The organism is Curtobacterium sp. MCBD17_021 (genome assembly GCF_003234525.1).
Lineage (GTDB): Bacteria > Actinomycetota > Actinomycetes > Actinomycetales > Microbacteriaceae > Curtobacterium.
Window position 1 is genome coordinate 13934 of the sequence record NZ_QKTS01000020.1, and the last position, 25172, is coordinate 39105.

General features: G+C 72.5%; 24 protein-coding genes, 3 tRNA genes and 1 pseudogene. 13 read left to right on the plus strand and 15 right to left on the minus strand.

The window, feature by feature from the left end; genetic code table 11:
• The 7 genes from DEI83_RS14490 to tilS form a co-directional block, all read right to left on the minus strand.
• Nucleotides 1-477: a DUF3180 domain-containing protein gene (locus DEI83_RS14490; protein ID WP_111082646.1), complete on the minus strand. Its 477-nt coding sequence runs from the start codon at nucleotides 475-477 to the stop codon at nucleotides 1-3.
• Nucleotides 474-1025, minus strand: a complete 552-nt coding sequence (gene folK / locus DEI83_RS14495) for a 2-amino-4-hydroxy-6-hydroxymethyldihydropteridine diphosphokinase (RefSeq protein WP_111082647.1) — start codon at nucleotides 1023-1025, stop codon at nucleotides 474-476. Before folK ends, DEI83_RS14490 begins: the two co-directional genes overlap by 4 nt.
• Nucleotides 1022-1414: a dihydroneopterin aldolase gene (gene folB, locus DEI83_RS14500; protein WP_111082648.1), complete on the minus strand. Its 393-nt coding sequence runs from the start codon at nucleotides 1412-1414 to the stop codon at nucleotides 1022-1024. Before folB ends, folK begins: the two co-directional genes overlap by 4 nt.
• Nucleotides 1411-2373 (minus strand): dihydropteroate synthase, encoded by a 963-nt coding sequence (gene folP / locus DEI83_RS14505; RefSeq protein WP_111082649.1) that lies wholly within the window; start codon nucleotides 2371-2373, stop codon nucleotides 1411-1413. The genes folB and folP overlap by 4 nt, the downstream gene beginning before the upstream one ends.
• 6 nt (nucleotides 2374-2379) lie before the next feature.
• Complete coding sequence (ftsH, locus tag DEI83_RS14510; protein WP_111082650.1) at nucleotides 2380-4368, minus strand: ATP-dependent zinc metalloprotease FtsH; 1989 nt, start codon at nucleotides 4366-4368, stop codon at nucleotides 2380-2382.
• A 118-nt stretch (nucleotides 4369-4486) separates the two neighbouring features.
• Entirely contained in the window at nucleotides 4487-5038 is a 552-nt protein-coding gene (hpt, locus tag DEI83_RS14515; protein WP_110889508.1) for a hypoxanthine phosphoribosyltransferase, read from the minus strand.
• A gap of 9 nt (nucleotides 5039-5047) precedes the next feature.
• Complete coding sequence (gene tilS, locus DEI83_RS14520; RefSeq protein ID WP_111082651.1) at nucleotides 5048-6085, minus strand: tRNA lysidine(34) synthetase TilS; 1038 nt, start codon at nucleotides 6083-6085, stop codon at nucleotides 5048-5050.
• A 66-nt stretch (nucleotides 6086-6151) separates the two neighbouring features.
• Between tilS and DEI83_RS14525 the strand changes: the two genes are divergently transcribed.
• Nucleotides 6152-6643: an inorganic diphosphatase gene (locus tag DEI83_RS14525; protein ID WP_110904454.1), complete on the plus strand. Its 492-nt coding sequence runs from the start codon at nucleotides 6152-6154 to the stop codon at nucleotides 6641-6643.
• A gap of 102 nt (nucleotides 6644-6745) precedes the next feature.
• Here DEI83_RS14525 and DEI83_RS14530 read toward each other — a convergent pair whose 3' ends face one another.
• The gene (locus DEI83_RS14530; RefSeq protein ID WP_111082652.1) at nucleotides 6746-8218 is read right to left on the minus strand and encodes an NlpC/P60 family protein; all 1473 of its coding nucleotides are present in this window, start codon (nucleotides 8216-8218) and stop codon (nucleotides 6746-6748) included.
• 30 nt (nucleotides 8219-8248) lie between these two features.
• The gene (locus DEI83_RS14535; protein WP_146243362.1) at nucleotides 8249-9550 is read right to left on the minus strand and encodes a M23 family metallopeptidase; all 1302 of its coding nucleotides are present in this window, start codon (nucleotides 9548-9550) and stop codon (nucleotides 8249-8251) included.
• A gap of 306 nt (nucleotides 9551-9856) precedes the next feature.
• Here DEI83_RS14535 and DEI83_RS14540 point away from each other — a divergent pair.
• The 3 genes from DEI83_RS14540 (at nucleotide 9857) to DEI83_RS14550 (ending at nucleotide 10142) form a co-directional block, all read left to right on the plus strand.
• Nucleotides 9857-9929 (plus strand) — tRNA-Glu (locus tag DEI83_RS14540).
• Between the two features lie 62 nt (nucleotides 9930-9991).
• Nucleotides 9992-10068 (plus strand) — tRNA-Asp (locus tag DEI83_RS14545).
• Between the two features lies 1 nt (nucleotide 10069).
• Nucleotides 10070-10142 (plus strand) — tRNA-Phe (locus DEI83_RS14550).
• 145 nt (nucleotides 10143-10287) lie between these two features.
• Here DEI83_RS14550 and DEI83_RS14555 read toward each other — a convergent pair.
• Nucleotides 10288-11298, minus strand: a complete 1011-nt coding sequence (locus tag DEI83_RS14555; RefSeq protein ID WP_111082654.1) for an aldo/keto reductase family protein — start codon at nucleotides 11296-11298, stop codon at nucleotides 10288-10290.
• 123 nt (nucleotides 11299-11421) lie between these two features.
• Between DEI83_RS14555 and DEI83_RS14560 the strand changes: the two genes are divergently transcribed.
• Nucleotides 11422-12423, plus strand: coding sequence for an SDR family oxidoreductase (locus tag DEI83_RS14560; protein ID WP_111082655.1), 1002 nt, complete (start codon nucleotides 11422-11424; stop codon nucleotides 12421-12423).
• Nucleotides 12424-12567: 144 nt separating this feature from the next.
• Here the strand turns inward: DEI83_RS14560 and rocD are convergent, their stop codons facing one another.
• Nucleotides 12568-13809, minus strand: coding sequence for an ornithine--oxo-acid transaminase (gene rocD / locus DEI83_RS14565; RefSeq protein ID WP_111082656.1), 1242 nt, complete (start codon nucleotides 13807-13809; stop codon nucleotides 12568-12570).
• On the minus strand, nucleotides 13809-14699 hold the full coding sequence (gene ddaH / locus DEI83_RS14570; RefSeq protein WP_220034294.1) for a dimethylargininase: 891 nt from the start codon (nucleotides 14697-14699) through the stop codon (nucleotides 13809-13811). The genes rocD and ddaH overlap by 1 nt, the downstream gene beginning before the upstream one ends.
• Nucleotides 14700-14905: 206 nt before the next feature.
• On the opposite strand from ddaH, the gene DEI83_RS14575 reads away from it, so the two are divergent.
• The 6 genes from DEI83_RS14575 to DEI83_RS14600 all read left to right on the plus strand — a co-directional run bounded on the left by DEI83_RS14575 (nucleotide 14906) and on the right by DEI83_RS14600 (nucleotide 18877).
• Complete coding sequence (locus tag DEI83_RS14575) at nucleotides 14906-15343, plus strand: Lrp/AsnC family transcriptional regulator (protein WP_111082657.1); 438 nt, start codon at nucleotides 14906-14908, stop codon at nucleotides 15341-15343.
• Nucleotides 15344-15383: 40 nt separating this feature from the next.
• Nucleotides 15384-15752 carry a hypothetical protein gene (locus tag DEI83_RS14580; RefSeq protein WP_146243363.1) on the plus strand — a complete coding sequence of 123 codons (369 nt, stop codon included), beginning with the start codon at nucleotides 15384-15386 and terminating at the stop codon, nucleotides 15750-15752.
• A gap of 28 nt (nucleotides 15753-15780) precedes the next feature.
• The gene (locus DEI83_RS14585; protein ID WP_111082659.1) at nucleotides 15781-16623 is read left to right on the plus strand and encodes a nitroreductase family protein; all 843 of its coding nucleotides are present in this window, start codon (nucleotides 15781-15783) and stop codon (nucleotides 16621-16623) included.
• Complete coding sequence (locus DEI83_RS14590; protein ID WP_258371238.1) at nucleotides 16620-17420, plus strand: YqjF family protein; 801 nt, start codon at nucleotides 16620-16622, stop codon at nucleotides 17418-17420. Before DEI83_RS14585 ends, DEI83_RS14590 begins: the two co-directional genes overlap by 4 nt.
• A gap of 120 nt (nucleotides 17421-17540) precedes the next feature.
• The gene (locus DEI83_RS14595) at nucleotides 17541-18539 is read left to right on the plus strand and encodes an SDR family oxidoreductase (RefSeq protein ID WP_111082660.1); all 999 of its coding nucleotides are present in this window, start codon (nucleotides 17541-17543) and stop codon (nucleotides 18537-18539) included.
• Nucleotides 18536-18877 (plus strand): hypothetical protein, encoded by a 342-nt coding sequence (locus DEI83_RS14600; protein ID WP_111082661.1) that lies wholly within the window; start codon nucleotides 18536-18538, stop codon nucleotides 18875-18877. Before DEI83_RS14595 ends, DEI83_RS14600 begins: the two co-directional genes overlap by 4 nt.
• Nucleotides 18878-18941: 64 nt before the next feature.
• Here DEI83_RS14600 and DEI83_RS14605 read toward each other — a convergent pair whose 3' ends face one another.
• Complete coding sequence (locus DEI83_RS14605) at nucleotides 18942-19154, minus strand: hypothetical protein (protein WP_111082662.1); 213 nt, start codon at nucleotides 19152-19154, stop codon at nucleotides 18942-18944.
• A 171-nt stretch (nucleotides 19155-19325) separates the two neighbouring features.
• Nucleotides 19326-22862 (minus strand): proline dehydrogenase family protein, encoded by a 3537-nt coding sequence (locus tag DEI83_RS14610; protein WP_111082663.1) that lies wholly within the window; start codon nucleotides 22860-22862, stop codon nucleotides 19326-19328.
• A 118-nt stretch (nucleotides 22863-22980) separates the two neighbouring features.
• Between DEI83_RS14610 and DEI83_RS14615 the strand changes: the two genes are divergently transcribed.
• A complete protein-coding gene (locus tag DEI83_RS14615; RefSeq protein WP_181431252.1) occupies nucleotides 22981-23493 on the plus strand; it encodes a MarR family winged helix-turn-helix transcriptional regulator in 513 nt (170 codons plus the stop codon).
• Between the two features lie 55 nt (nucleotides 23494-23548).
• Nucleotides 23549-24712 (plus strand): PP2C family protein-serine/threonine phosphatase, encoded by a 1164-nt coding sequence (locus DEI83_RS14620; RefSeq protein ID WP_111082665.1) that lies wholly within the window; start codon nucleotides 23549-23551, stop codon nucleotides 24710-24712.
• Nucleotides 24713-24901: 189 nt separating this feature from the next.
• Here DEI83_RS14620 and DEI83_RS16060 read toward each other — a convergent pair.
• Nucleotides 24902-25172 (minus strand): annotated as a pseudogene (locus DEI83_RS16060) (hydrolase); the annotation flags it as partial.

The window sequence follows — 25172 nt, forward strand, 5'->3', positions numbered from 1 at the left end:
TCAGGCCGTGGTGGTGCCCCGCCCGTCGGTGTCGTCCTCGTCCGGGGGCGGCGCGATGCACATCCGCTCGGCGACGAGGGCGCACACGGTCAGCACGATCCCGCCGCCGAACGCCACCGCGTTCGGCAGGGTCGAGCCTAGCGAAGGCAGGACGGACCGGGTCAGGAGGTACACGAGCAACCCGAGGGCGAACGCACCGAACAGGGCACCGCAGATGCTCGACGCCTTCGCGAGGAACACCACGCGGGTCGCGTACATCGGGTCGACCCGGCGTTCGGCCCGGCCCCGGGTCTGCCGGCGGATCGGCGCGGCCATGAACAACAGCGCGATGCCGATGAAGGCGAGCGTCAGGCCGAGGGGCACCGACATGAGGAGGGTCGGGGACTGCCGTGCGGTCAGCGCGGTGTCGAGTGCGAACCCGGCGACGGCGGCGACGATCGCGACGCTGATCAGCGTGGAGGCCCTGGTCGGCTTCACGAGGCCGCCCCCGCCCGGTCGGCGGTCGGCGCTGCTGCCTGCTGGTCGAACAGGCGCGGTTCGTCGACCCGCTCGGTGTCGTCGCCGAGGTCCGCCAGGAGCGCCGCCACGGGCCCGTGCCCCGGCAGGACCGCGCCGGGGTCGGCGTCCGCCCACGGCGCGAGCACGAAGGCCCGCTCGTGCGCGCGGGGGTGCGGCACGGTGAGGGTCACGGTGTCGATGCGCCGGTCGTCGAGTGCGATGACGTCGAGGTCGAGCGTGCGGTCGCCCCACCGGGTCGCCCGCCTGCGCCCGTGCTCGTCCTCGATGCCGTGCAGGGCGTCGAGGAGCTCGTCCGGCCCGAGGTCGGTGTCGACGACCACGACGGCGTTCCGGTAGCGGGGCTTCGTCGGGTCGGGGCCGTCGAGGGTCACGGCGACGGACTCGACCTCGTGGCTCGACGCGATCGGACGGACGCCGGGCAGCGCGGCGATGGCGGTCGCGGCGGCACGGAGGGTGCTGCCCCGGTCGCCGAGGTTGGCGCCGAGGGCGATGACCGCCCGGGTCACTCTTCCTCCTCGGTCCCGGCGGCGGCGCCCGTGCGCTCCCGCCGGATCGTGATCGACACGTCCGTGAACGGCACGGTGATCGGCGCCTGCGGCTTGTGCACGGTGACCTCGGTCGCCAGTGCCGCCCGGTGGCTGAGGACGGCGGCAGCGATCCGCTCGGCCAGGGTCTCGATGAGGTCGACCGGGTCGCGCTCGATCTCGGCGACGACCTGCTCCGCGAGCACCCCGTAGTGCACGGTCTCGGCGAGGTCGTCCGAGTCGGCGGCCGCGGTGGCGTCGACCTCGACCGCGACGTCGACGACGAAGTCCTGACCGTCGGCGCGTTCGGAGTCGAAGACCCCGTGGTGCCCGCGTGCACGGACCCCGACGAGGCGGATGGTGTCCCTCATGATCGAGCTGCCCTCCAGGCGTCCCAGACGTCGAGTACGGCGCGGGTCGGCGCCGGGTCGTGTACGCGGACGCCCCACGCGCCACGTTCGGCCGCGAGCAGGCTGATCGCCGCCGTGGCCAGGTCCCGCTCGGCCGGTGGTGCCCCGGCCGGACTGCCGACACCGTCGAGGAACCGCTTCCGCGATGCGGCGACGAGGACCGGGAGCCCGATCGACGCGAACCGGTCGTAGCCGGCCAGGATCTCCCAGTTGTGCCGCCCCTGTTTGGCGAAGCCGAGACCCGGGTCGATGACGACCTGCTCCTGACGCACACCGAGGACGATGAGTTCCGCGACGCGCATCTCCACCTCGCGCCGCACCTCCTCGACCGCGTGCGTGTACTCGGCGTTCCGGTGCATCCGGTCGCTGTGTCCACGCCAGTGCATGACGACGTACCCGACGCCGGAGTCGGCGACGACGTGGACCATGTCCGGGTCGGCGAGTCCACCGGAGACGTCGTTCACGATGACGGCACCGAGGTCGACCGCCCGTTCGGCGGTGCTCGCGTTCATGGTGTCGACGCTCACCGCGACGCCCTCGGCGACGAGCTGCTGCACGACGGGCAGCACGCGCTGCTGCTCGACCTCGGCGGGGACGCGCTCGGCACCGGGCCGGGTGGACTCCCCACCGACGTCGACGATGTCCGCGCCGGCGTCGACGAGGTGCCTGGCGTGCTCGAGCGCGGCGTCGACGGCCAGGTGCAGTCCGCCGTCGCTGAACGAGTCGGGCGTCACGTTGAGGATGCCCATCACGCGGGTGGCGTCCTCGGTGGAGCGGTCACGGCGACGGCCGGTCACGACCTCCGGCACCGGGGAGGGTGCTCTGAGGTCGATCGCGACCGTCGCCGGTCCTGCTGCTGCTTCGCGCGCTCGGCTCACCTCGGCGAGCCGACGCGACCGTCTCGTCGGCAGGTCCGTCATGCCAGCCTACGCGGGGGCGATACCGGGGTTGCCGAACGGGCGGTGACGACGCGGCTTCGAGGCGTCGATGCCGACGGGCTCCTCGGCCGTCGCGGCGGCCTTGCCCGGGACCTCGATGGCGGGCAGGTCGCTCACCGGACGCTTGTCGCTCGAGAGCCACTGCGGACGCTCGGGCAGCTTGCGGACGTCCTTGAAGATCTCCACGAGCTCCGGGGCGTCCAGCGTCTCCTTCTCGAGGAGTTCGCCGGCCAGGCGGTCGAGGATGTCCCGGTTGGCGTTGAGGACCTGGTAGGCCTCGTCGTGTGCGGCCTCGAGCAGGGCGCGGGTCTCGGCGTCGACCGTCTCGGCGATGTTCTCCGAGTAGTCGCGGCCGGTGCCGCCGCTCATGTCACGGCCGACGAACGGCTCGCTCGAGCCGGCGCCGAGCTTGACGGACCCGACCGCACGGCTCATGCCGTACTCGGTGACCATCTTGCGCGCGGTGCCCGTGGCCTTCTCGATGTCGTTCGACGCACCCGTGGTCGGGTCGTGGAAGACGATCTCCTCGGCGACACGGCCACCCATGGCGTAGGTGAGCTGGTCGAGCAGTTCGTTGCGCGTGACGGAGTACTTGTCCTCCAGCGGCAGGACCATCGTGTAGCCCAGGGCACGGCCGCGCGGCAGGATCGTGATCTTCGTGACCGGGTCGGTGTGCCGCATGGCCGCCGCCGCGAGGGCGTGTCCACCCTCGTGGTACGCGGTGATGAGGCGCTCCTGGTCGGACATGATGCGCGTGCGGCGCTGCGGTCCGGCCATGACGCGGTCGACGGCTTCGTCGAGGGCGCGGTTGTCGATGAGCTGCGCGTTCGACCGGGCGGTGAGCAGCGCGGCCTCGTTGAGGACGTTCGCCAGGTCGGCACCGGTGAAGCCCGGCGTCTTGCGGGCGAGGAGCTCGAGGTCGACGCTCGCGGCGAGCGGCTTGCCCTTCGCGTGCACCTCGAGGATCTGCTTGCGGCCCTGCAGGCTCGGCGCGTCCACGCCGATCTGCCGGTCGAAGCGGCCCGGGCGCAGGAGTGCCGGGTCGAGCACGTCGGGGCGGTTCGTCGCCGCGATGAGGATGACGTTCGTCTTGCCGTCGAAGCCGTCCATCTCGACCAGCAGCTGGTTCAGCGTCTGCTCGCGCTCGTCGTTGCCGCCACCGATGCCGGCGCCGCGGTGACGACCGACGGCGTCGATCTCGTCGATGAAGACGATGGCGGGCGAGTTCTGCTTCGCCTGCTCGAACAGGTCGCGCACACGGCTGGCACCGACGCCGACGAACATCTCGACGAAGTCCGAACCCGAGATCGAGTAGAACGGCACACCGGCTTCACCGGCGACGGCGCGGGCGAGCAGGGTCTTGCCGGTTCCGGGAGGGCCGTAGAGCAGGACGCCCTTGGGGATGCGGGCGCCGACGGCCTGGAACTTGGCCGGCTCCTTGAGGAACTCCTTGATCTCGTGCAGTTCCTCGATGGCCTCGTCCGAGCCGGCGACGTCGGAGAACGTGACCTGCGGGTTCTCCTTGTTGTTCATCTTGGCCTTGGACTTGCCGAACTGCATGACCTTCGAGCCGCCGCCCTGGGCGCTCGAGAGCAGGAACCAGAACAGCGCACCGATGAGCAGGAAGGGCAGGAGCGTCAGCAGGAGCGACACGAGGACGTTCGACTGCTGGACGTGGTCGTTGTAGCCCTTCGGCAGGTCGGCCTGCGAGACCGCTTCGACGACCTCGGGCCCACGGGGGGTCGAGTAGTAGAACTGCTCGGTGCCGCCGTCGCCGCGGAGGGTCAGGTCGACGCGCTGCTCCGTGGAGTTGATGACGGCCGACGAGACCTTGCCGTCGGAGAGCTGCTCGAGGCCCTTCTGCGTGGAGATCTCCTGGGTGCCGGACTGGGCGATGAACGTCCATCCGATGAAGATCCCCACGAGCGCGACCAGTATCCAGATGTACGGCCCGCGGAGGATGCGCTTGAAGTCCATGTGATCCGGGCCCGACGGCCCGACACCTTTCTCTGCCTGAAGTGCGTGCGAGTCAGCATACGGCGGTCACTCTGTGGCGAGAATGGGTGTCCTCTGCGGGCGAACTCCCGCTTCGCCGTCAGGAGTAGACGTGCGGCGCGAGGACGCCGATGCCGCGCAGGTTGCGGTAGCGCTCGTCGTAGTCGAGGCCGAACCCGACGACGAAGGCGTCCGGGATCTCGAAGCCGGCGTACTTCACGTCGACCTCGACCTTGGCGGCCTCGGGCTTGCGCAGCAGTGCGACGATCTCGACGCTCGCGGCCCCGCGCGACTCGAGGTTCTGCTTGAGCCACGACAGCGTCAGACCGGAGTCGATGATGTCCTCGACGATGATGACGTCGCGGTCGTGCAGGTCGGTGTCGAGGTCCTTGAGGATCCGCACCACGCCGGACGACTTCGTGCCGGAGCCGTACGACGACACCGCCATCCAGTCCATCCGCGCCTGCATCTTGAGGTGGCGGGAGAAGTCGGCCATGACCATGACCGCGCCCTTCAGCACCCCGACGAGCAGCGGGTCGCGCCCGGCGTAGTCCCGGTCCACCGCTGCGGCGAGCTCGGCGATCTTGTCGTCGATCTGCTCGGGGGTGAAGAGCACTTCGGAGAGGTCTGCCTGCACGTCGGAGAGTTCCACCAGACCACCCTAACCGCCCGCGTGCGGCTCCCTGGCGGCGAAGGACACCCGTTCGCCCGAGCGCGTGGCCCGGACCCCCGGCAGGTCGATCGGACCCTGACCGCGCCAGTCGGTCACGAGCCGGCAGACCTCGAGCGTCTGCAGCCGGGACAGCGTCACCCCGAACTCGCTCTCGACCGCCAATCGCACGAGTCGCTGCCGGAGCGCCGGCGGATTGGCGGCGAGTTCCGGCACGGACAGCGAGATCCCGGCCTCGGAGTGCTCGGCGAGGTCCTCCGCCATCTCCTCGGCGAAGTGGTCGAGCGCCGCGGAGTCCTCGCGCAACTGGTCGGCGGTCCGGGCCAGGGCCTCCGGGACGCCGGCGCCGAGCTCGCGCTCGAGCACAGGCATGAGAGCGTGCCGTACCCGGACCCGGGCGTACGCCGGGTCGGTGTTCTGCGGGTCGTCCCACGGCACGAGGCCGGACGCGGTGCACGCCTGCCGGGTCACGTGCCGCCGGACCCCGAGGAGCGGGCGCCCGTACGCCAGCCCGTGCCCTCGGGCGGTCAGCGGCTCCATCCCGGACAGGCTGTCCGGTCCACTGCCGCGGAGCAGGCCGAGCAGCACCGTCTCGGCCTGGTCGTCGAGTGTGTGGCCGAGGAGCACGAGGGGCGACCCGGTGGCGGTCGCGACGTCGGCGACGGCCGCGTGACGGGCCTCCCGGGCGGCGCCCTCGGGACCGCCCGTGGGACCGACGGCGACCCGGCGGACGGTCACCGGGTCGAGTCCCAGCTCGGCGGCCTGCCGGGAGGCCCGGCTCGCGACCGCCCCGGAGCCCGCCTGCAGCGCGTGGTCGACGACGACCGCACCGGCGCGGAGTCCCTGCTTCGGCGCCTCGAACGCGGTGGCGGCCGCGAGGGCCAGCGAGTCCGGGCCGCCGCTCAGCGCGACGAGGACGAGACCACCGGAGCCGATCGCTCCCTGCTCGAGCGCGCGTTCGAGCAGGGAGCGGACGGCTCGCCGGATCTCGGCGACCGCGGGGTCCAGCCGGGGGCGCGGAGTGTTCACCCGGTAACGTTAGCCGGGCCGTCCCGACGGCCGACAGACCACCACCGGAAGAACCAAGGAGTGCACATGGCCGCGTACGACGTCGTCGTCGAGATCCCCAAGGGCAGCCGCAACAAGTACGAGGTCGACCACGAGACCGGTCGCGTGTACCTGGACCGCGTGCTCTTCACCTCGTTCGTCTACCCGACGGACTACGGCTTCTTCGAGAAGACCCTGGCTGACGACGGCGACCCCGTCGACGCGCTGCTCCTGCTCGAGTTCCCGACCTTCCCGGGCGTGGGCGTCAAGGTCCGTCCGGTCGGCGTCTTCAAGATGAGCGACGAGGCCGGCAAGGACGAGAAGGTCCTGGTCGTCCCGGCGAAGGACCCGCGCTGGGCGCACATCCAGGACATCGCGGACGTGCCGGAGCAGACGAAGGCCGAGATCGCGCACTTCTTCGAGCGCTACAAGGACCTCGAGCCGAACAAGTGGGTCAAGGCCGAGGGCTGGGGCGACGCCGCCGAGGCCGAGGCCATCGTGCAGGCCGGCCAGGCCGCGTACGTGCCCGCCGGTCACTGACGCACCGCTGAGGGCTTCGCGCCCCGCAACGCACGACGCGCCCCGTTCCGACGGGGCGCGTCGTGCGTTGCGGGGCGTGTTGTCTGTGCGCCGTGCGGTGCGCTACAGGGAGCCGGTGGGGCGTGCCACGTACGGCAGGAGCTGGCTCGGGGTCCACACCGCTCGCTCGACCACGCCGACACCGGGGCGCGCGGCCTCGACCATCCGGCCGTTGCCGGTGTAGATCGAGTCGTGGTACCCACCCGACGCGGTTCCGTTGCTCGAGTAGAAGAGGATGTCACCCGGCTGGCGCTGCGAGAGCGGCACGAGTCGACCGATCGAGGCGAAGTGGTTGTACTGCCAGACCACGTTGTGCCCGCCGGTCGAGACGCCCTGCGAGTTGTAGGCCATCATCACGAGACCCGAGCAGTCCCAGGTGTTCGGGCCGGCTCCACCGAGGACGTACGCCTCGCCGAGCTGTGCGCGTGCGTACGCGATCGCGCCGGCGGCCTTGGACGGGCTGCTGACGACGGGCTTCGGCGCGGGAGCGGGAGCCGGCTTCGGGGCTGCGGGCTTCGGGGCCGCGGGCTTCGGCGCGGCCGGTTGCGGTGCCGGGGCGGCCGGCTGCGGCGCGGCCGGCTTCGGGGCGGACGGCTTCGTCGCTGACGGCTTCGTCGCCGACGGCTTCGCGGCCGACGGCTTCGCGGCGGACGGAGCGGGCTCGTTCCCGGACGTGTCCGCGCTGCCGCTGTCGGCACCGCTGTCCGCGGTGGGACGTGCAGCCCCGGAACCGGACGGACGGGCAGCTTCCCGCTTCGCCTGGGCCGCGAGCTGGATCTCGGCCTCCTCCGCCTGCTTCGCCGTCCAGTAGGCCTGCTCGGTCGCGACCGAGGTGCCCTTGAGGAACGCGAGCTGCTCGAGCACCTCGTCCTGCTCCTGCTGGCCGGCCTGCAGCGCCGACTGGGCATCGGCGGCCACGGCGTCGGCGGTCTCGAGGGCGTCCTTCGTGGCTGCCGTCGCCTTCGCCAGCGCGGTGGTCGCCTGGCGCTGCTGCGCGGCGAGCGACTCGACGGTCCGCTGGTCCGCCTGCGCCCGCTCGAGCACGGTGGCCGAACGCTCGGACAGGTGCGACATCGTGCCGACCTGGTAGAGCAGGTCCTTCGCGTCACGGGAGTCCACGAGCATCGACGTCGACAGGTCCCCGCCGCCGGAGCGGGACAGCTCCACGACGAGCGCGGCGACCTGGCCGGCCGACTCCTCCGCAGCGGCCCGGGCACGTTCCGACTGCCCGGTGAGGCCGTCGAGGGTGTCCTTCGCCTCCTGCTGCTCGGACGCGGCGAGGGCGTAGGTCTGCCCGGCCTGCTGCACGGTGGCACCGGTGCGGTCGACCTCGGCCTGCAGCGACGACATCCGAGCGCTCAGCGCGTCGACGGTGCGCTGCTTCTCGGCCTGGTCGTCCTTCGCGGCCTGCACGTCCTCCCACGACGGAGCGGACGGTGCGGCCTGTGCCGGGACGGCCACCGCGAGGGACAGCCCGAGGCTGAGCATCGAGACGGTCGCGATCCCGCAGACCAGGGAACGTGCAGGCTTCTTCATGGGGTCAGTGCCTCCTGGCAGTGCTCGTGCTCATACCGAGATCCCCCGCGCTGCCATGAAGGGGACGGGATCGACGGCGGCGCCACCGACCCGGGTCTCGAAGTGCAGGTGGCAGCCGGTCGACCAGCCGGTGGAGCCGACCTGCGCGATCTGCTGCCCGGCCTCGACGTGCTGTCCGGAGGAGACCATGATCCCGCCGTCGACGATGTGCCCGTAGGCCGTCGAGATGCCGCCACCGTTGTCGAGGATGACCTCGTTGCCGTACCCGCCGCCGTTCCCCGCGAAGGTCACCGTGCCGGATGCTGCGGCGTAGATCGGCGAGTAGCACGCAGGGGCGAGGTCGACGCCGGCGTGCAGTGTGTAGACGTGCGTGTACGGGTCGACGCGCAGGCCGTACGGGCTCGACTGGTAGCCGGCAGCCGGACGGACCCAGCCGGACGAGGCAGCGGGGACGTTCCCGGTGGACGGTGCCGGCACACCGGGGGTCGCGGCCGAGGGCAGGGCCTCCGCTGCTGCGGCCGCTGCTGCGGCGCGGGCGGCCGCGAGACGGGCCTGCCGGGCCTTCTCGGCACGGACGCCCTTCTCGTACTCGGCCTGCGTCGTCTCGGTCTTCGACGTCAGGGCGGCGAGTTGCGCCTCCAGGCGGTCCTGGTTCGCCTGCTGGGCGGCGACCGCGGACTGCGCCTGGTCGGCCGCGTCCTGGGCGGCGCGCATCTTCGCCTGGGCCTTCTCGGCGAGCGCACCGAGGGCGTCCTCGGCGGCCTTCGACTTGTCGGCCAAGGCCTGCGCGGTGCCGCGGTCCTGGCTCGCCTCGGAGTAGATGCCGTCGGCCTGCTCGGTGAGCTTCGACATGGCACCGAGTTCGTACAGCAGGTCGCCGGACGCCGAGGGCTTGGTCAGGAGGTCCGTGGTGACGTCCTCGGCGTTCGAGCGGCCGAGCTGCGCGGCGAGCTGCCCCGCCTGCGCCTCGGAGGCGGAAGCGGTCTCGTCCGCCTCGTCTGCCTGCTCCTGGAGCTTCCGCTGCTCGAGCGCCTTGCGGTCGTAGTCCGTCTGGGCGTCCTGGTAGGCGGTGCCGGCGGCAGCAGCGGCCTTCTCCTTCGCGGCGGACTCCGACTCGAGCTGGGCGATGAGGCCCCGGATCTCGGAGACCTTCTCGGACTGTGCGGCCTGCGACTGCTCGGCGGCCTGCACGTCGTCCCAGCTGGGGTAGCCCGCTGCCGAGGCCGTACCGCCCGGCACGAGCGCCACGAGGGCACCGGCCGCGAGGACGACGGACACCCCGGCGGCGACGAAGCGGCGGCGGGGGCGAGCGGGCGTTGAGGATGTCGTCATTGTCTCGATCTCGTAACAGTGCGGTGCGGCGCGCGTCACACTGTCAACAAACGCAACAGTAACAACACGACCGAGCCCGGGAACACCCCTGTGGAGGGGTCAGCGGCCGCTGTCGATGCTTCCACCGGCGCGCACGTCACCGTGGGAGTCCACTCGGCTCGTTTGCTGAAGGTCCGTGGAGGTGCAGCTCCTCCGCGGCACGGGAGCACCCGCGACACGCCGAAGGACGGCGTCGGACGGGCTCGATTTGGCAAGAGGGCCGACCGTCCGTATGCTTGTCCATCGGTAGCGCGATGCACTGCTTGCGGCCCCATCGTTTAGTGGCCTAGGACACCGCCCTTTCACGGCGGCAGCACGGGTTCGAATCCCGTTGGGGTCACTCCTCATCGGGGGACAGCAAGCAGAACAGAACGACACCGAAGCAAGTCAGCAATTCCACATGGCCCTGTAGCGCAGTTGGTTAGCGTGCCGCCCTGTCACGGCGGAGGTCGCGGGTTCAAGTCCCGTCAGGGTCGCCACGGCTGGGTAGCTCAGTTGGTAGAGCGTTCGACTGAAAATCGAAAGGTCCGCGGATCGACGCCGCGTCCAGCCACGGTGAAGAGCCCCTCACGGAAGTGAGGGGCTCTTTTGCGTTGCTGGGCGCTGACCGTCGCGGCCTCGGCCGCGCGCAGGCAATTCGAGCCCCTTCCTGCTGTGCGAGCCCGGCCGGGAGGCTCCTCCCGGCCGGGCAGCGCGGCCTACGCCTCGCGGGTCTTCGGGCTGCTGTCGTTCGTCTTCGCCGGGTCGCGCTCGACGACACCACCGAGGGCGTCGTCGATGCGGCTCATCAGCTCGGCCGGGATCTGCACCCCGGCAGCGCCGGCGTTGTCGTGCACCTGCTCCGGTCGCGAAGCGCCGATGATCGCCGACGCCACGTTCTCGTTCTGCAGGACCCACGCCACGGCGAGCTGCGCCATCGAGAGACCCAGTTCGTCGGCGATCGGCTTGAGCTCCTGCACGGCCGAGAGGACCTCGTCGTTCATGAAGCGCTCGATCATCTTCGCGCCGCCCTTGTCGTCGGTGGCGCGCGAGCCCTCGGGCAGCGGCTGCCCGGGCTGGTACTTGCCCGTCAGGACGCCCTGCGCGATCGGTGACCAGACGATCTGCGAGATGCCGAGCTCCTTCGAGGTGGGGACGACCTCCTCCTCGATGACCCGCCAGAGCGCGGAGTACTGCGGCTGGTTCGAGATGAGCTGGAACCCGAGGTCCTTCGCCAGGGCGGCCCCGGCGCGGAGCTGGTCGGCCGTCCACTCGGAGACGCCGACGTACAGGACCTTGCCCTGACGGACGATGTCGGCGAACGCCTGCATCGTCTCCTCGAGCGGGGTCTCGTGGTCGTAGCGGTGCGCCTGGTACAGGTCGACGTAGTCGGTCTGCAGGCGGCCGAGGGAGCCGTCGATCGATTCGAGGATGTGCTTGCGCGACAGCCCGGTGTCGTTGTGCCCCTTGGGACCGGTCGGCCCGAAGACCTTCGTGGCGATCTCGAGCGACTGGCGGCGCTCGCCCTTCAGCGCTTCACCGAGGACGGTCTCGGCGCCGGTGTTCGCGTAGACGTCCGCGGTGTCGAACGTCGAGATGCCGACCTCGAGGGCGGCCTTGACGCAGGCGATCGCCGCGTCGTTCTCGACCTGGGAGGCGTGGGTGAGCCAGTTGCCGTACGTGATCTCGGAGACCTTGAGGCCCGAGTTGCCGAGGTAGCGGTACTCCATGTGCTGTCACTCCTGTCGTGGCCGCGTCGGTGCGGCACCGCCCGTGACGGTACGCGGCGTCGACGGTGCAGGATCGCAAGGGACGCGGTGCGCGGATGCACCGCCGGGAGCAAGGGAGCATCCATGACCGGACCCAGCGTGCTGTTCATCGGTGGGAGCGGCGTCATCAGCGCCGCCTGCGTCCGCGAGGCGGTGGACCAGGGCTTCGACGTCAGCGTGCTCAACCGGGGCACGACGGAGAAGCGGGCGCTGCCGGACGCGGTGACGCGCCTCCAGGCCGACGTGTCGGACCGCGACGCCGTCGCGGCGGCGCTCGGGGACCGCACCTTCGACGTGGTGGCGGACTTCGTGGCGTTCACACCCGACCAGGTGCAGGCGGACATCGACCTCTTCGCCGGGAAGACCCGGCAGTACGTCTTCATCAGCTCGGCCTCGGCGTACCAGACCCCGCCGACGCACCTGCCGGTGACGGAGTCGACGCCGCTGAAGAACCCGTACTGGCAGTACTCGCGGGACAAGATCGCGTGCGAGGACCTGCTCGTCGCGGCCTACCGGCAGGACGACTTCCCGATGACGATCATCCGTCCGTCGCACACCTACGACGAGACGTTGCTGCCGTTCGACGGCGGGTGGACGGTCGTGGACCGCATGCGCCGGGGCAAGCCGGTCATCGTGCCGGGTGACGGGACCTCGCTGTGGACGTTGACGCACGTGCGGGACTTCGCGGTCGCGTTCGTCGGGGTGCTCGACCGGGCCGAGGCGATCGGAGAGGCGTTCCACATCACCGGCCAGGAATCGCCGACGTGGGACCGCATCCACCAGGAGGTCGCGGCCGCGGCGGGAGCGCCCGAGCCGACGATCGTGCACGTCCCCTCGGACGCGATCATGGCCGCCGACGCCGAGTGGGGCGCCGGGGTCGTCGGCGACAAGGCGAACAGCATGGTGTTCGACAACAGCAAGGTGCGGACGCTCGTGCCGGGCTGGGCGGCGCGGACGACGTTCCGTGAGGGCGCCCGTGAACTGATCGCCTGGTACGACGCCCACCCGGAGGCGCAGGTCGTCGACGAGGAGAAGGACGCACTCATGGACCGGCTGGCCGAGGCGTACGCGCCGGGTCGCGTCTGACGCGACCGCCCACGGACGGGAGGCTCGGCGCACGCCCGTCCCGAGCCTCCCGTCCACCCTCCCGCAGCACGCGCGGCGCCAGCCGGAGGGGCACAACGGGAAGGGTCCGCGCCGGGGCAGCGGCGCGGTGCGCGGCGCCGCGGTTCAGGCGCCGCGCTGAGCGCGGGCGCGGGCGCGGAGGACCGCGCCGAGGGCCTGCATCGCGGTGGCGATCTCGTCGTCGGTGACGACGAGCGGCGGGGCGAAGCGGATCGTCGACCCGTGCGTGTCCTTCACGAGCACACCGCGGGCGGCGAGGTCCTTCGCGACCTCCTTGCCGGTGCCGAGCGCGGGGTCGATGTCGATCCCGGCCCAGAGTCCGGCGACGCGGTGCGTGACGACACCCTCGTCCATGAGCTCGTCGAGGAACCCGCGGAGGACGGGTTCGCCGTCGAGCGCCCGCTGCTGGAACGTGCCCTCGGCGAGCATCGCGACGACCTCGGTGCCGACGGCCGCCGCGAGCGGGTTGCCGCCGAAGGTCGAGCCGTGCTCGCCGGGGCGCAGGACCCCGAGCACGTCGGCGCGACCGACCACGGCCGAGACCGGGACGATCCCGCCGCCGAGCGCCTTGCCGAGCGTGATGAGGTCCGGTGTCACGCCGACCCGCTGCACGGCGAGGGTGTGGCCGGTTCGTCCGAGGCCGGACTGGATCTCGTCGGCGATGAACAGCGCACCGAACTCGTCGCAGACCTGCCGGACCGCGGGCAGGTAGTCCGCGGGCGGGATGACCACGCCACCCTCGCCCTGGATCGGCTCGAGCAGCACGGCGACGACGGTCTCGTCCATCGCCTCCCGCAGCGCCTCGGCGTCGCCGTACGGCACGGTCCGGAACCCGGGCGTGTACGGACCGAAGTCGTCCCGCGCCGAGGGGTCGTCGGAGAACGAGATGATCGTCGTCGTGCGGCCGTGGAAGTTCCCGCTCGCGACGATGACCGTGGCCCGCCCCTGCGGCACGCCCTTGACGCGGTAACCCCAGGCTCGGGCCACCTTGATCGCGGACTCGACCGCCTCGGCGCCGGTGTTCATCGGCAGCATCATCTCCGTGCCGGTGAGCTCGGTGAGCCCCTCGGCGAACGGCCCGAGCCGGTCGGTGACGAACGCCCGGCTGGTCAGGGTCACCCGGTCGAGCTGGTCGCGGGCAGCGGTGAGGAGGCGCGGGTTGCCGTGGCCGAAGTTCACCGCCGAGTAGGCGGCGAGTCCGTCCAGGTAGGTACGGCCGTCGACGTCGGTGACGGTCGCACCCTGCCCGGAGGCGATGACGACCGGCAGCGGGCTGTAGTTGTGGGCGAGGGTGCGGTCCTCCACGGCGAGCGCGGCGGACGTGTTCGCCCCGAGCGCGTCGGCCATCAGGACCGCGCCACCGAGGTGCCGGTGCCGATCGGGTGCAGGTCGAGCGTGCAGCACTTCACGCCGCCGCCGCCGAGGAGGAGCTCTGACAGGTCGACGCCGATCGGGTTGTAGCCCTTCTCGCGGAGCTGCGACGCGAACGTGGTGGCACGGGAGGCGATCACGACGTTGTACCCGTCGGAGTACGAGTTGAGGCCGAGGATCGCGGCGTCCTCCTCCGTCGCGATGATGGCGTCGGGGAAGCGCTCGCGCAGGATCGCGAGGGACGGCTCGTCGAAGGCGCTCTCGAGGTAGGCGATGTTCGACCTGCCCTCGGCGTCGGGCACCGGGTCGAGCGCCGCGATGGCGGTGTCGAGGTGGTAGAAGCTCGGGTTGATGAGCGTGAGGGTGACGACCTCGCGGCCGTACACCCGGGCGAGCTCCTCATGCGAGGTGCTGTCCGAGCGGAACCCGGTTCCGGCGTAGATGGTGTCGCCGATGAGCAGGAAGTCGCCCTCGCCCTCGTTCGTCTCCTCCGGCTCGGCCACGGTCAGGCCGGCCTGGCGGAACCAGTCCATGTACGCCGGGCCCTCGGGCTGACGCTCCGGGTACTGGAACTTCGCGCCGTACGCGATGCCGTCGAGCACGAAGCCGCCGTTGGCCGCGTAGACCATGTCCGGCAGGCCCTCGAGCGGGTCGATCTGGTGGATCTCGAAGCCGAGCTGCTCGTAGACGTCGACCAGGGACTGCCACTGCTCGACGGCCTTCGAGGTGTCGGTCGGCTCCTCCGGGTGCATCCAGGGGTTGATCCGGTAGCTGACCGTGTAGTGGGTCGGCTTGCACATCAGGACGGTGCGGTGCGTGGCCGTGCGCTGCAGCGGGGCGGTGGGCTGGGGTGCGGTGTTCGACACGAGGTCCTCCAGGACCGGGGCCCGAGCCTGCCAGGAACCACCACGGTGAGAGCTCCGACGAGACGCAGGCTCACTCGCCGGAGGCGGACCAGGTCGACGCCTGCTCTGAGTCTGGCACAGGAGGCCTCCAGCGCGACACCGCTCGGGCGCACGTTTCGTGCGTCCGAGCACATCTGCTCGCAAGGAGCCCGCGTAGGATCGGCACAATGGATTCGCTCGACCACCGCATCCTCGACCAGCTCCGGGAGAACGCCCGCGCCGGCTACGGCGACATCGGCTCGGTCGTCGGGCTCTCCGCCTCCGCCGTCAAGCGCCGCGTCGACCGGCTCGTCGCCGACGGCGTCATCCAGGGCTTCACCATCAAGGTCGACCCCGCCGTCGACGACCGCGGCACCGAGGCCTGGGTGGAGCTGTACTGCCGCGGCACGGTCTCCCCCGACGAGCTCCGCACGCTGCTCGACGCCGTCCCCGAGGTGGTCGATGCCGGCACCGTCACGGGCAGCGCCGACGCCGTCGTGCACATGCGCTCGCGGGACCTGCCGGCGCTCGAGGAGGCCCTCGACCGCGTCCGCCTCGCGCCCCAGGTCGACCACACCCGCTCGGCGATCGTGCTCTCGAAGCTCGTCAGCCGCAGCTCCGACTGACCGTCCCCTCGCGTTCCGCGGGGAGGGTAGGTTCGCGTCCATGGAACGCAAGACGTCAGCCGGGAGGCGCGGCGGGCCTGTCGGGTCGGCCACGGCCCGGCGGATGGTCACCGCCGCGACCGTCGCCTACGTCGTCAACTGCCTGTGGGGCACCGCCGTCGCCGTGCGCGTGATCCGCACGCGCAAGCTGCGGGTCGTCCACCACGGCCTGTTCGTCACCACCGCCGTCCTCACCGGTGCCGCCGCGACCACCCCGCTGTGGACGCGCTCACGGTCAGCCCTGTTCCTGCTGCCGGCCCTCGTCCCCCTGGCGCTCGCTCCACGCACGAACCCCCGCGGCGGAGCACACTGGAGAGTCGCGGTCGCCGCGGCACCGTCCTACCTGGGGGCGGTCCTCGCGCGGCGCTGACCGCTGCCGTCGACGCGGAAGGACACCAGTGGAACTCATCGAGGCGATCCGGAGACGGCGCACCACGAACGGCGCCTTCCTGCCGGACCCGGTGTCCGAGGAGCACCAACGGCTGCTGGTCGAGCTCGCGGGCCGGGCGCCGTCGCAGCTCAACAGCCAGCCGTGGCGGTTCGTCCTGGTCGAGGAGCGCGAGACGATCGACCGGATCGCGGACATCAGCGGCAGCACCATGATGAAGACGATGTCCGAGGGCACGTTCTTCGAGCGCTACAAGCCGTACTTCCGGTTCTCGCAGGCCGAGATGGACGAGCGCCGCTCCGGGATGCTGTTCGACAAGCTGCCCGCGCCGCTGCGCCCGTTCACGAACCAGGTGTTCACCAAGCGCGGCCAGTTCCTCATGAACGCGCTGCGGGTGCCGCAGACGCTCGGTGAGGAGAACCGCAAGCTCGTCGCCGGCTCCCCCCTGCTGCTCGGCGTGATGCTCGACCGGGACGAGTACCGGAAGGAGGCCCGCAACGCCTTCTACTCGGTGTTCAGCATGGGAGCCGCCATGGAGAACATCTGGCTCGCGACCACCGAGCTCGGCCTCGGCATCCAGTTCGTGTCGTTCCCGATGGAGATCGAGGAGTCGTGGAACGAGGTCGAACGGCTGCTCGAGGTGCCGCCGGAACTCGAGCTGATGGCCGTGTACCGGATCGGGTACACCCCGCCGGAGCGCCGACGCCCCGCGATCGACTGGGTGTCGAACGAGCGGAAGCGGCCCTCGCAGTACGTCTTCCGTGGCACGTGCGCGACGCCGCAGCAGGGCTGGGACGACGTCTCGGCGGTCGGGCACATCGAACCCGGGGCGACGGACGGGACCGCCCGGTGACGGCGACCGTGCCAGCGGGTGGCGATCCGGTCCTCCCGGGTCCGCCGCTCGATCAGGTCTCGTCGACCGCGCCCGCGCTGCCGGGGCGGCCCTGGATCGAGCAGGCCTGGCGGGACGTCGTCTTCGTGCACTGGCGGGTCGACGTGTCCGCCGTCGCGCCGCTGCTCCCCGCCGGGACCCGACCGGACACCATGGCTCCCGACGGCTCCGACGACGGGGTGACCACGTGGGTGGGGCTCATCGCGTTCAGCTTCGAGGACACCCGCTTCCCGCCGTTCGGGCCCCTCGGCCGGACCGGCGGCGTCGGGGACTTCCTCGAGGTGAACGTGCGGGTCTACACGCGCGACGACACGGGGCGCCGCGGGGTGGTCTTCCTGTCGCTGGACGCCGGCAAGGCCCTGCCCGCCGTGGCGGCCCGGGTCGTCACAGGGACGCCGTACCACTGGGCGCGGGTGGCCCGGCGGCGGGACGGCGACCGACTCGCCTACGCGGTCCGTCGGCACGGGACCCACCTGCGTTCGGTGCTGGAGGTCGAGGTCGGCGCACCGATCGCCGAGCCGACGCCGGTCGAGTCGTTCCTCACCGCACGGTGGGGCATGCACGTCGGGCGGGCGGGCCGGACCTCGTGGTGGCCGAACGAGCACGACGCCTGGGTGGTGCACCGGGCGTCGCTCACCCGGCTGCGCGACGACCTCGTCGGCGCCGCGGGCCTCCCCCTCGGGCTGACCGAGCTCGAGCCGGACTCGGTGCTGTACGCCCCCGGCGTGGTGACGCGCTTCGCCGGTCCGCGCGCCTGACCCGCTGACGCGGTGGGGGCCATCGCCGACGCCGCGTGCCGAGGGTCGGGCCGGCTGCGGCCGCGCCGTACGGGGGACAGCGGCTGACCGCGCGCTCGGAGGGCCGGGTAGAAGGGACGCATGACACGAGTGGCTGTGGTGACCGGTGGATCGGCTGGACTGGGACGGGCCACGGTCCGGGAGCTCGCGGCGCGCGGCTGGGACGTCGCCGTCCTCGCCCGCGGCGAGGAGGGCGTGCACGCCGCCGTCGCCGAGGTCGAAGCGGCCGGACGCCGCGGCCTCGCCCTCGTCGCCGACGTGTCGGACCGCCAGGCCGTCGAGGACGCCGCGGACCGCGTCGAGGCCGAGCTCGGCCCGATCGACCTGTGGGTGAACGGCGTGATGGTCGGGGTGTTCGGGAAGTTCCTCGACACCGCGCCGGAGGACTTCGAGCGCGCCCTGGACGTCACCTACCTCGGCTTCGTGAACGGCACCCGTGCCGCCCTGCGGCGGATGGTCCCCCGCGACCGCGGCCACGTCATCCAGGTCGGCTCGGCCCTCGGATCGCGGGGCATCCCGCTGCAGGCTGCGTACTGCGGCGCGAAGCACGCGATCGTCGGGTTCACCGAGTCCGTCGTCTCCGAGCTCATCGAGCAGGGCAGCCGGGTGCAGGTCAGCCGGGTCGACATGCCCGCCCTCAACACCATCCAGTTCGGCTGGGTGAAGTCGACGCTCCCCCACCACGCGCAGCCGGTCGCCCCGATCTACCAGCCGGAGGTCGGTGCCCGCGCCATCGCCGTCACCGCCGAACACCCTCGTCGTCGCACCTGGGTGGGCGAGTCGACGGTCTACACGATCCTCGCCAACCGGATCAGCGGCCGCTTCGCGGACTGGTACGCGGCGAAGACGCTCGTCAGCGGGCAGCAGATCCCGGACAAGGACGGCGAGGAGATCGGGACGAACCTGTACGAGCCGGTCCCCGGCGACCACGGCGCGCACGGTGTGTTCGACGAACAGTCGCACGAGTGGTCACCGCAGACGTGGTGGGTCGAGAACCGTCGACTCGGCAACGGGATCCTCGGCGCAGCGCTCGGCGTCGCCGGGCTGGCCGTCGCCGCCGCGGCCGGACGTCGCCGATGAGCGGCGCACGGCAGGACCGCGTCCGGGTCGTCGAGCTGCTCCGTGCCGGCATCGGCGTCGTGCACCTGCTCGGGTCCCGTCGCGCCCTCGGCCGCCCGGCGGTCCTCGGTCGCGTCCTCGGGGTCCGGCAGCTCACGCAGGCCGGCCTCCTGCTCCGGGCGGGGTCACCCGACGCGCACACCGTCAGCGCCCTGGTCGACGCCACGCACGGCGCGACGATGGTGCCGCTGGCACTCCTCGACCGGCAGTCCCGCCGCTTCGCCGTCCGCCAGCTCTGGATCGCGGCACTGCTCACCGTGCTCGAGATCGCGCTCGTCGGCCGCGGCCGGGAACGCTGAGCCCCACGCACACGAGGACGCCCCCACGGACCTGACGGTCGGCGGGGGCGTCCGGCAGGTGCCGCTACTCGACCTCGGATGCGGGGTCGTCGGCCTCGACACCGGTCTCGTCGAGACGGTCGCGGAGGTGGTCGGCCATGACGCCCGCACCCTCGTCGCCGTGGTCGTGCTGGACCTGCTCCACGAGTCCGTGCAGCTTGTCCTCGTTCGTCGCGTCGGTCGCACCGTCCATGATCGGTTCGGTCTGGACCCCGTTGTCACGCTCTCCTGCAGTCATGGTCCGAACGTTACGCCGGGTGCGCGTCCGCCTCACGGACACGGCCCAGGTCTGCGCTGACCGGACGGGGCGCTGCGGGAGGCGTGCCGGGGCGTGCGGACGGGAGGCCCGGGGCACGCAGGCCGCACACCGGACGCGGGCAGGGCCTCCTGCCCGGTGCGCGACGTGCGCTCAGAGACGCAGCCGCGTGAACTCCGGGTCGAGGTCGCCGTGCCGGTGCGCCGTGACGGAGACCGTCTGCTCGCGGAGGAAGTGCGCCATCTCGACGACGCCGGCCTCGACCACCGGCGCGTCGTGGATCGCCGTGTCGATGCCGGCACCGAGCGCCTCCTCGAGCGCGAGGGGGTCCCCGCCCAGCAGCCGGATCCGCGAGCCCGGGCCGGCGAACGCGGTGTGCGGCCGCGGCTCGAAGCCCTGCGACAGCACGATGTCGATGGCGTCTTGCGGTTCGTCCGACCCGCCCGACCAGTCCTCGCGGAGGAGGGCGCCGGACGCTGCGCGGGCCAGGAACTCCTCGTCCGTCTCGACCAGGTGGTCGACCACGTCGAGGGGTGCGCGACGCCCGGCGAGCAGCTGGGTGAGCGGGCCCGGGAGCGCGCGGGCCGTGCTGAGCAGGACGTGCGCCCGTGCGGCGGTCGCAGCGGCCAGCACCCGGACCAGGTCCCCGGTGCCGACGTCCTCCGACTGCCGGACGACCACGGACTGCGGCCGGTACCGGAGCACGTTCCGTTCGACGCGGAGGTCGGCGGTGTCGCGGGACCTGCCGAACCGGGTCTCGCGTGCCGCGGCGTCGCTCGTGGCACCGGCGCGGACCTGGTCGAACTCCTCGAAGGACAGACCGCTCCGGGACGCCTCGATGAGGGCGGTCACGCGCGGCGGCAGCCCCTGCAGCTGGATGCTCTTGTGGACCGTGCGGGGGACGGGCGCCCAGTGGCCGAGCACGGCGACGGACTCCGGGCCACCGCGCTTGACGCCGGCACCGACCGCGGCCCGTCCCCGGCCGCCGGAGGGCTGACGTCCGACGACCAGGTCCGTCGTCGGACGGTTCACGACGAGGGTGCCGGCGGTGACGCGGTCGGTCCACGCGGCGACCTCGTCGACGTCGAGCGTGTGCAGGGCCTCCACCAGGCCGTGCTCGCCGCCGTTCTGGATCGCGATCGCCTGGTCGAGCGTCTCGACGTGCACGACCCCGAGCACGGGGACGGCCGCGGCGGTCTGCGCGAAGGCGCTGCCGGGGCGGACCCCGACGCGGACGCCGGGCGACCAGAGCCGACCGGACTCGTCGAGGACGGTCGGCTCGACCAGCCAGGACTCCCCCGGGGCGAGCTCGGTCAGCGCGGCCCGGGCGATGCCGGTCGGTTCGACGACGAGCGGACCGACCTGCGCGGCGGGGTCCGTCGGCCAGGCGACCCGGAGGGCACGGGTGGCGTCGGCGAGCTGGCGGCGGAAGCGGTCGTCCTCGCCGACGGAACCGACCAGCACGACGAGCGAGACCGCCTCGCTCGCCTGCCCGGACCGGGTGAACGCCGAGGTGACGACGTCACGGACCGCCTGGTCGAGGTCGGCGGCCGGGGTCACCACCGCCGCGTTGACGGCACCGGTGTCGGCGATGAGCGGCAGACCCGCCCGCCACCACCGGAAGGACCGTGCGGTGTCCGGGGACCCGGTGAGCAGCACCCGGTCCACCGCGGGGTGGGCGACGAGGTCGCGACCGAGCTCGCTGACGTCGAGGTCGACGAGCTGCAGGAGCGAGTGCGGGACCCCGGCGTCCCAGAGCACGTCGGCGAGCACCGCACCGGACCGTCTGGCCAGGGGGGACGGCTTCAGCACGACCCCGCTGCCCGCGGCGAGCGCCGAGAGCACGCCGTCGGCCGGGGTCGCGACCGGGGAGTTCCACGGCGACACGACCACGGTCAGGCGTGGCGGCACGAAGACGGCGCCGGGGACGTCGGTGAGGTGCCGGGCACGGTCGGCCGCGTGGTGGGCGGCGTCGATCGCACCGCTGACCTGCCGGTCGGCCTCGGAGAGGGTCATCGCGGTCTCGGCGACCACCACCTCGACGAGGTCGGCGCGTCGGACCTCGAGTTCGTGGGCGACGAGGTCGAGCAGTTCGGCGCGGTCCTGCGGGTCCTGCCGGCCCCAGTTGACGCCCGCCTGGGCCGTGCGGGCGATGGTGCGCTCGAGTCGCGGGCGGTCGGTGACCCGAGCGCCGCGGATGGTCGCGGTGCCGAGCTGCGACCGCGGCACCCGGCGGAGCAGGTCCGCCGCCCACTCCCGGTTGGCGGGGACGGTGGGGTCGGTGTCCGCGGCCGGTGGGTGCACCGCGGTGATCGCGGGGGCGCCGAGGGGCACCCGGCGGTCCTGCGTGCGGAGGGTCGACGGCGCCGGGTGGTCGAGCGCGGCGACGGCGGCGACGGCGCGCTCGCGCTCCCGTTCGGCCACGGCGTCGTCGGTGCCGATCGAGAACGCCGTCGAGGTCGCGCTCTCGCGCAGCCGTCGGGCGAGGTACGGGATCGCGGCGTCGAACTCGTCGGGCTGCACGACCGGCGTGGCGAGGGTGAGCGTCCCGACGTCGGCGCGGACCGCGTCGGCGGCGGTGCCGGTCATCCCGAGGAGCATCTCGACCTCGAGCGCGTCGGTCACGCCGCGACGCTCGGCGAGCACGCGGGCGACGGCGATCGCGAAGAGGTCCTGACCGGCGAGCGCGACCCGGACCGCGTCCGTGTGCTCGGGCGCCAGCGCGGCGTCGAGCAGCCGGAGGAGCGCGGTGTCGGTCGCCTGGCGGGTGGCGTACGTCGCCAGGGGGCGGTCGTGCACGAGCGCGTCGGCGAGCTCGGTGGCACCGTGCGCTCCCTTGACGAGCCGGACCCGGATCGGTGCGCCACCGCGGAAGCGTCGCGCCGTCGCCCACTCGGTCAGCGAGGCGAGCGCTCCGACGCTGTCCGGGAGCGCGGCCGGCAGGGTGATCCCGGCGGTGAGGTGCGCGAACTCGTCGAGGTCGAGCAGGGTCCGGAAGACGGCTGCGGTCAGGTCGAGCTCGCGCGGGTCGCCGGTCTGCAACGTGATCGTGCTGCCCCCGGCGACGGCGGCGCGGAACACCGGGACGAGCCGCTCGACCGCCTGCTCGGTCGCAGCCCCGAGCGCCCACGGCGAGGACGGCGGCAGGACCTCGGACACCGCGAAGGACACGGCTGGGACGTCCGGCCGGCCGAGCAGGTCGGTGATCCACCGGAGCCTCCGGGCGCTCTCGTCCGGACCGAGCACGGCGGGACCGAGGGGGACGACGTCGAGCCGGGTGCCACGACCGGCGACCTTGGCGAGCGCCGGTCCGAGCCGGGCGGCAGGGGCGTCGACGACGAGGTGTCCGGCGAGCCGTCGCAGCACCCGGCGTGCGGACGGGATGACGGCCCACGGCGCCATGGTCGCGAACCCGCCGCCGACCGTCACCGCGCCGCGCAGGTACCAGGCGAGGAAGTCCGGCACGTCGCGACTGGCCTTCTCGAGGTTGCGCGCCGCGACGCGGGGGTCGTCGGGGCGGATCACCTTGTCGACGAAGCCGCGCGCGAAGTCGAGTCCGCGCTCGTCGCGCAGGACCTCGGCCAGCCGGACGGCGCCGGGGTCGGGCTTCACGCCGCGGGACGCGTCCAGCCACCGCCGGACGAGGGCGAGCGCGTCGTCGGAGCAGTCCTGGAGGCGGGCGCGCGGCATGCCCCGATCGTATGCCGCTCCCCCGACGTCACCTCGGAGGCCGCCGTGTGCCGTCCAGGAGTCCGCCGGACGGATGATCCTCGGCCCGATGGGTCTCCGCCGTGGATACGCTGGCGGGATGGTGGAGCACGGCGCTGACGGCCACGACTGGGCCACGTGGGACGCGTTCCACGACGTCTGGCGCGCGCTCGACCGGGCGCTGGACCTGGCCGTCCAGCGCGGTGCCGGGATCTCGATCCCCGAGTTCGAGATCCTCATCGGCCTGCACCGCGACCCGGACCACCGGCTCCGCGTCCGGGACGTCGCCGCGGGCATCGGTTGGGAGAAGTCCCGCGTCAGCCACCAGGTCACGCGCATGGTGTCCAGGGGGCTCGTCGCCCGGGCCGACTGTCCGAGTGACGGGCGCGGCAGCTGGGTCGTCATGACACCGGACGGCCGCCGCGCCGTCCTCGCCGGCATCCGCGCGCACACCGCCGCGCTCGAGGAACTGTTCTGGCGGCCCGTGGCGGGCGACGCCGCGACCCTGCGGACGGTCTCGCGCCGCGTCCTCGACGCGCTCGGCCCGGTCGACACCGACACCGACGTCGCGGCCGGTGCCCGCAGCACGGACGGCGGTCACCGGAACGGCTGAGCGCGCCCAGGCGGGCGTGGCAGGATGCGTGGGATCGACTGCGCGGGGGAGGCAGATGGACACCGACGGTCCACGGTCCGCACAGGCGGCACTGGTGGCGGCGCTCGACATCGTCGACGCGGCCCCGTCCGAACGCCTCGAGCGCATCGTCCGCATCGCGCGGGACCTCTTCGACGTGCCGTTCTCGTACGTCAACCTGCTCGACGACACGCTCCTGCGCACGCTGACGCCGAACGTGCCGGGCGAGACGCTCTCCGGGCCGCTCGAGTGGTCGTTCTGCCAGCTCACCGTGCAGCGACCGGGACCGACGGTCGTGCCGGACACCGCCGCCGATCCGCGTACCGCCGACCTGCCCGGGGTAGCGAGCCGCGGCATCCGGTTCTACGCCGGGGTCCCGCTGACGATGCCGGGTGACCTCGCCGTCGGCACCCTGTGCCTGATGGACGTCGTGCCGCGGGAGTTCAGCCCCCAGGACGAAGCGGCCCTGATCGACCTCGGCCGCTGGACCGAACAGGCCCTGGCCAGGGGGCTCCAGCACGACCGGCTGCTCGAGGTCGTCGAGGCCCTCGCCCCGGCACCCCTGCACGTCCCGGGTTACCGCCTCGCCGCGACGAGCGTGCCGTACGGCGACCTCAGCGGTGACGTGCACGACTGGACCGCAGGTGACGACGCCGTCACCTTCACGCTCGCCGACATCATGGGCAAGGAGCAGCCCGCCGCGCTCCTCGCCGCCGGGCTCCGGGCCGCACTCCGGCAGCACGAGGACCTGCTGCCGGTCGCGGCCGTCGGCGCCGTCGAGCCGCGGATCAGCGAGGACCTCAGCCGTGCCTCGGCCTTCGCGACGCTGTTCCACTCCCGCCTCACCCCGAGCACCGGCCGGGTGGACTTCGTCGACGCCGGACACGGGCTCGTGCTGCACCTGCGCGCCGACGGCACCTCGGAGATCCGTCGGTCGCGGGACCTGCCGCTCGGGCTGCACCCCGAGGGTGTGCCGTTCCGGGCGGGTTCGCTCGTCCTCGAGCCCGGGGACACGCTCGTCGTCACGAGTGACGGGGCACTCGACCTGGGCGACGGCACGATCGACACCCTGACGGACATCGGCCGGACGCTGCGGCGCGCGCCGGACACGGCCGCGTTCCTCGAGACCGTGCGCCTGCGGGCGGCCGAGCACGCCGAGGACGACGTGACGGTGGCGGTCCTGGCGCGCGACGCCGACTGAGCGAGGTCGGCGCAACGGGGTGGTGCTGGCACCTGCGGACAGGTGCCAGCACCAGCGCTCGTGCGCCTGACCCGAACAGGAACACGAACCGCTCCCCAGCCTGCGCCGGACCACCGACAGTCGCGTCCGGTGGGGTGCCGCGGGTCAGGTTCGCGCCGTCTCCCATCCCGGACCACGAACCGGGGCGGATCAGCGCAGGCTGTCCACCAACGTCGTCGCGACGAACACCGCCACCGCATCCGCACCGAGGTGGTCCGCCGCCGTGATCGTGACGACGGCGTCCGCGGCGTCGTCGAACAGCAGCATCTGGCCGTTCGCCCCGTGCAGGCGCCACAGCTGCGCTGGCCCGTCCCATCCGGCGAGCGCGTACCGCTCGTAGCCGGGGTTGCCACCGGCCACGACCCAGTCGGTGTGCAGGGCGTCGACCCACTCGGAAGCGACGAGCTGACGCCCTGCACAC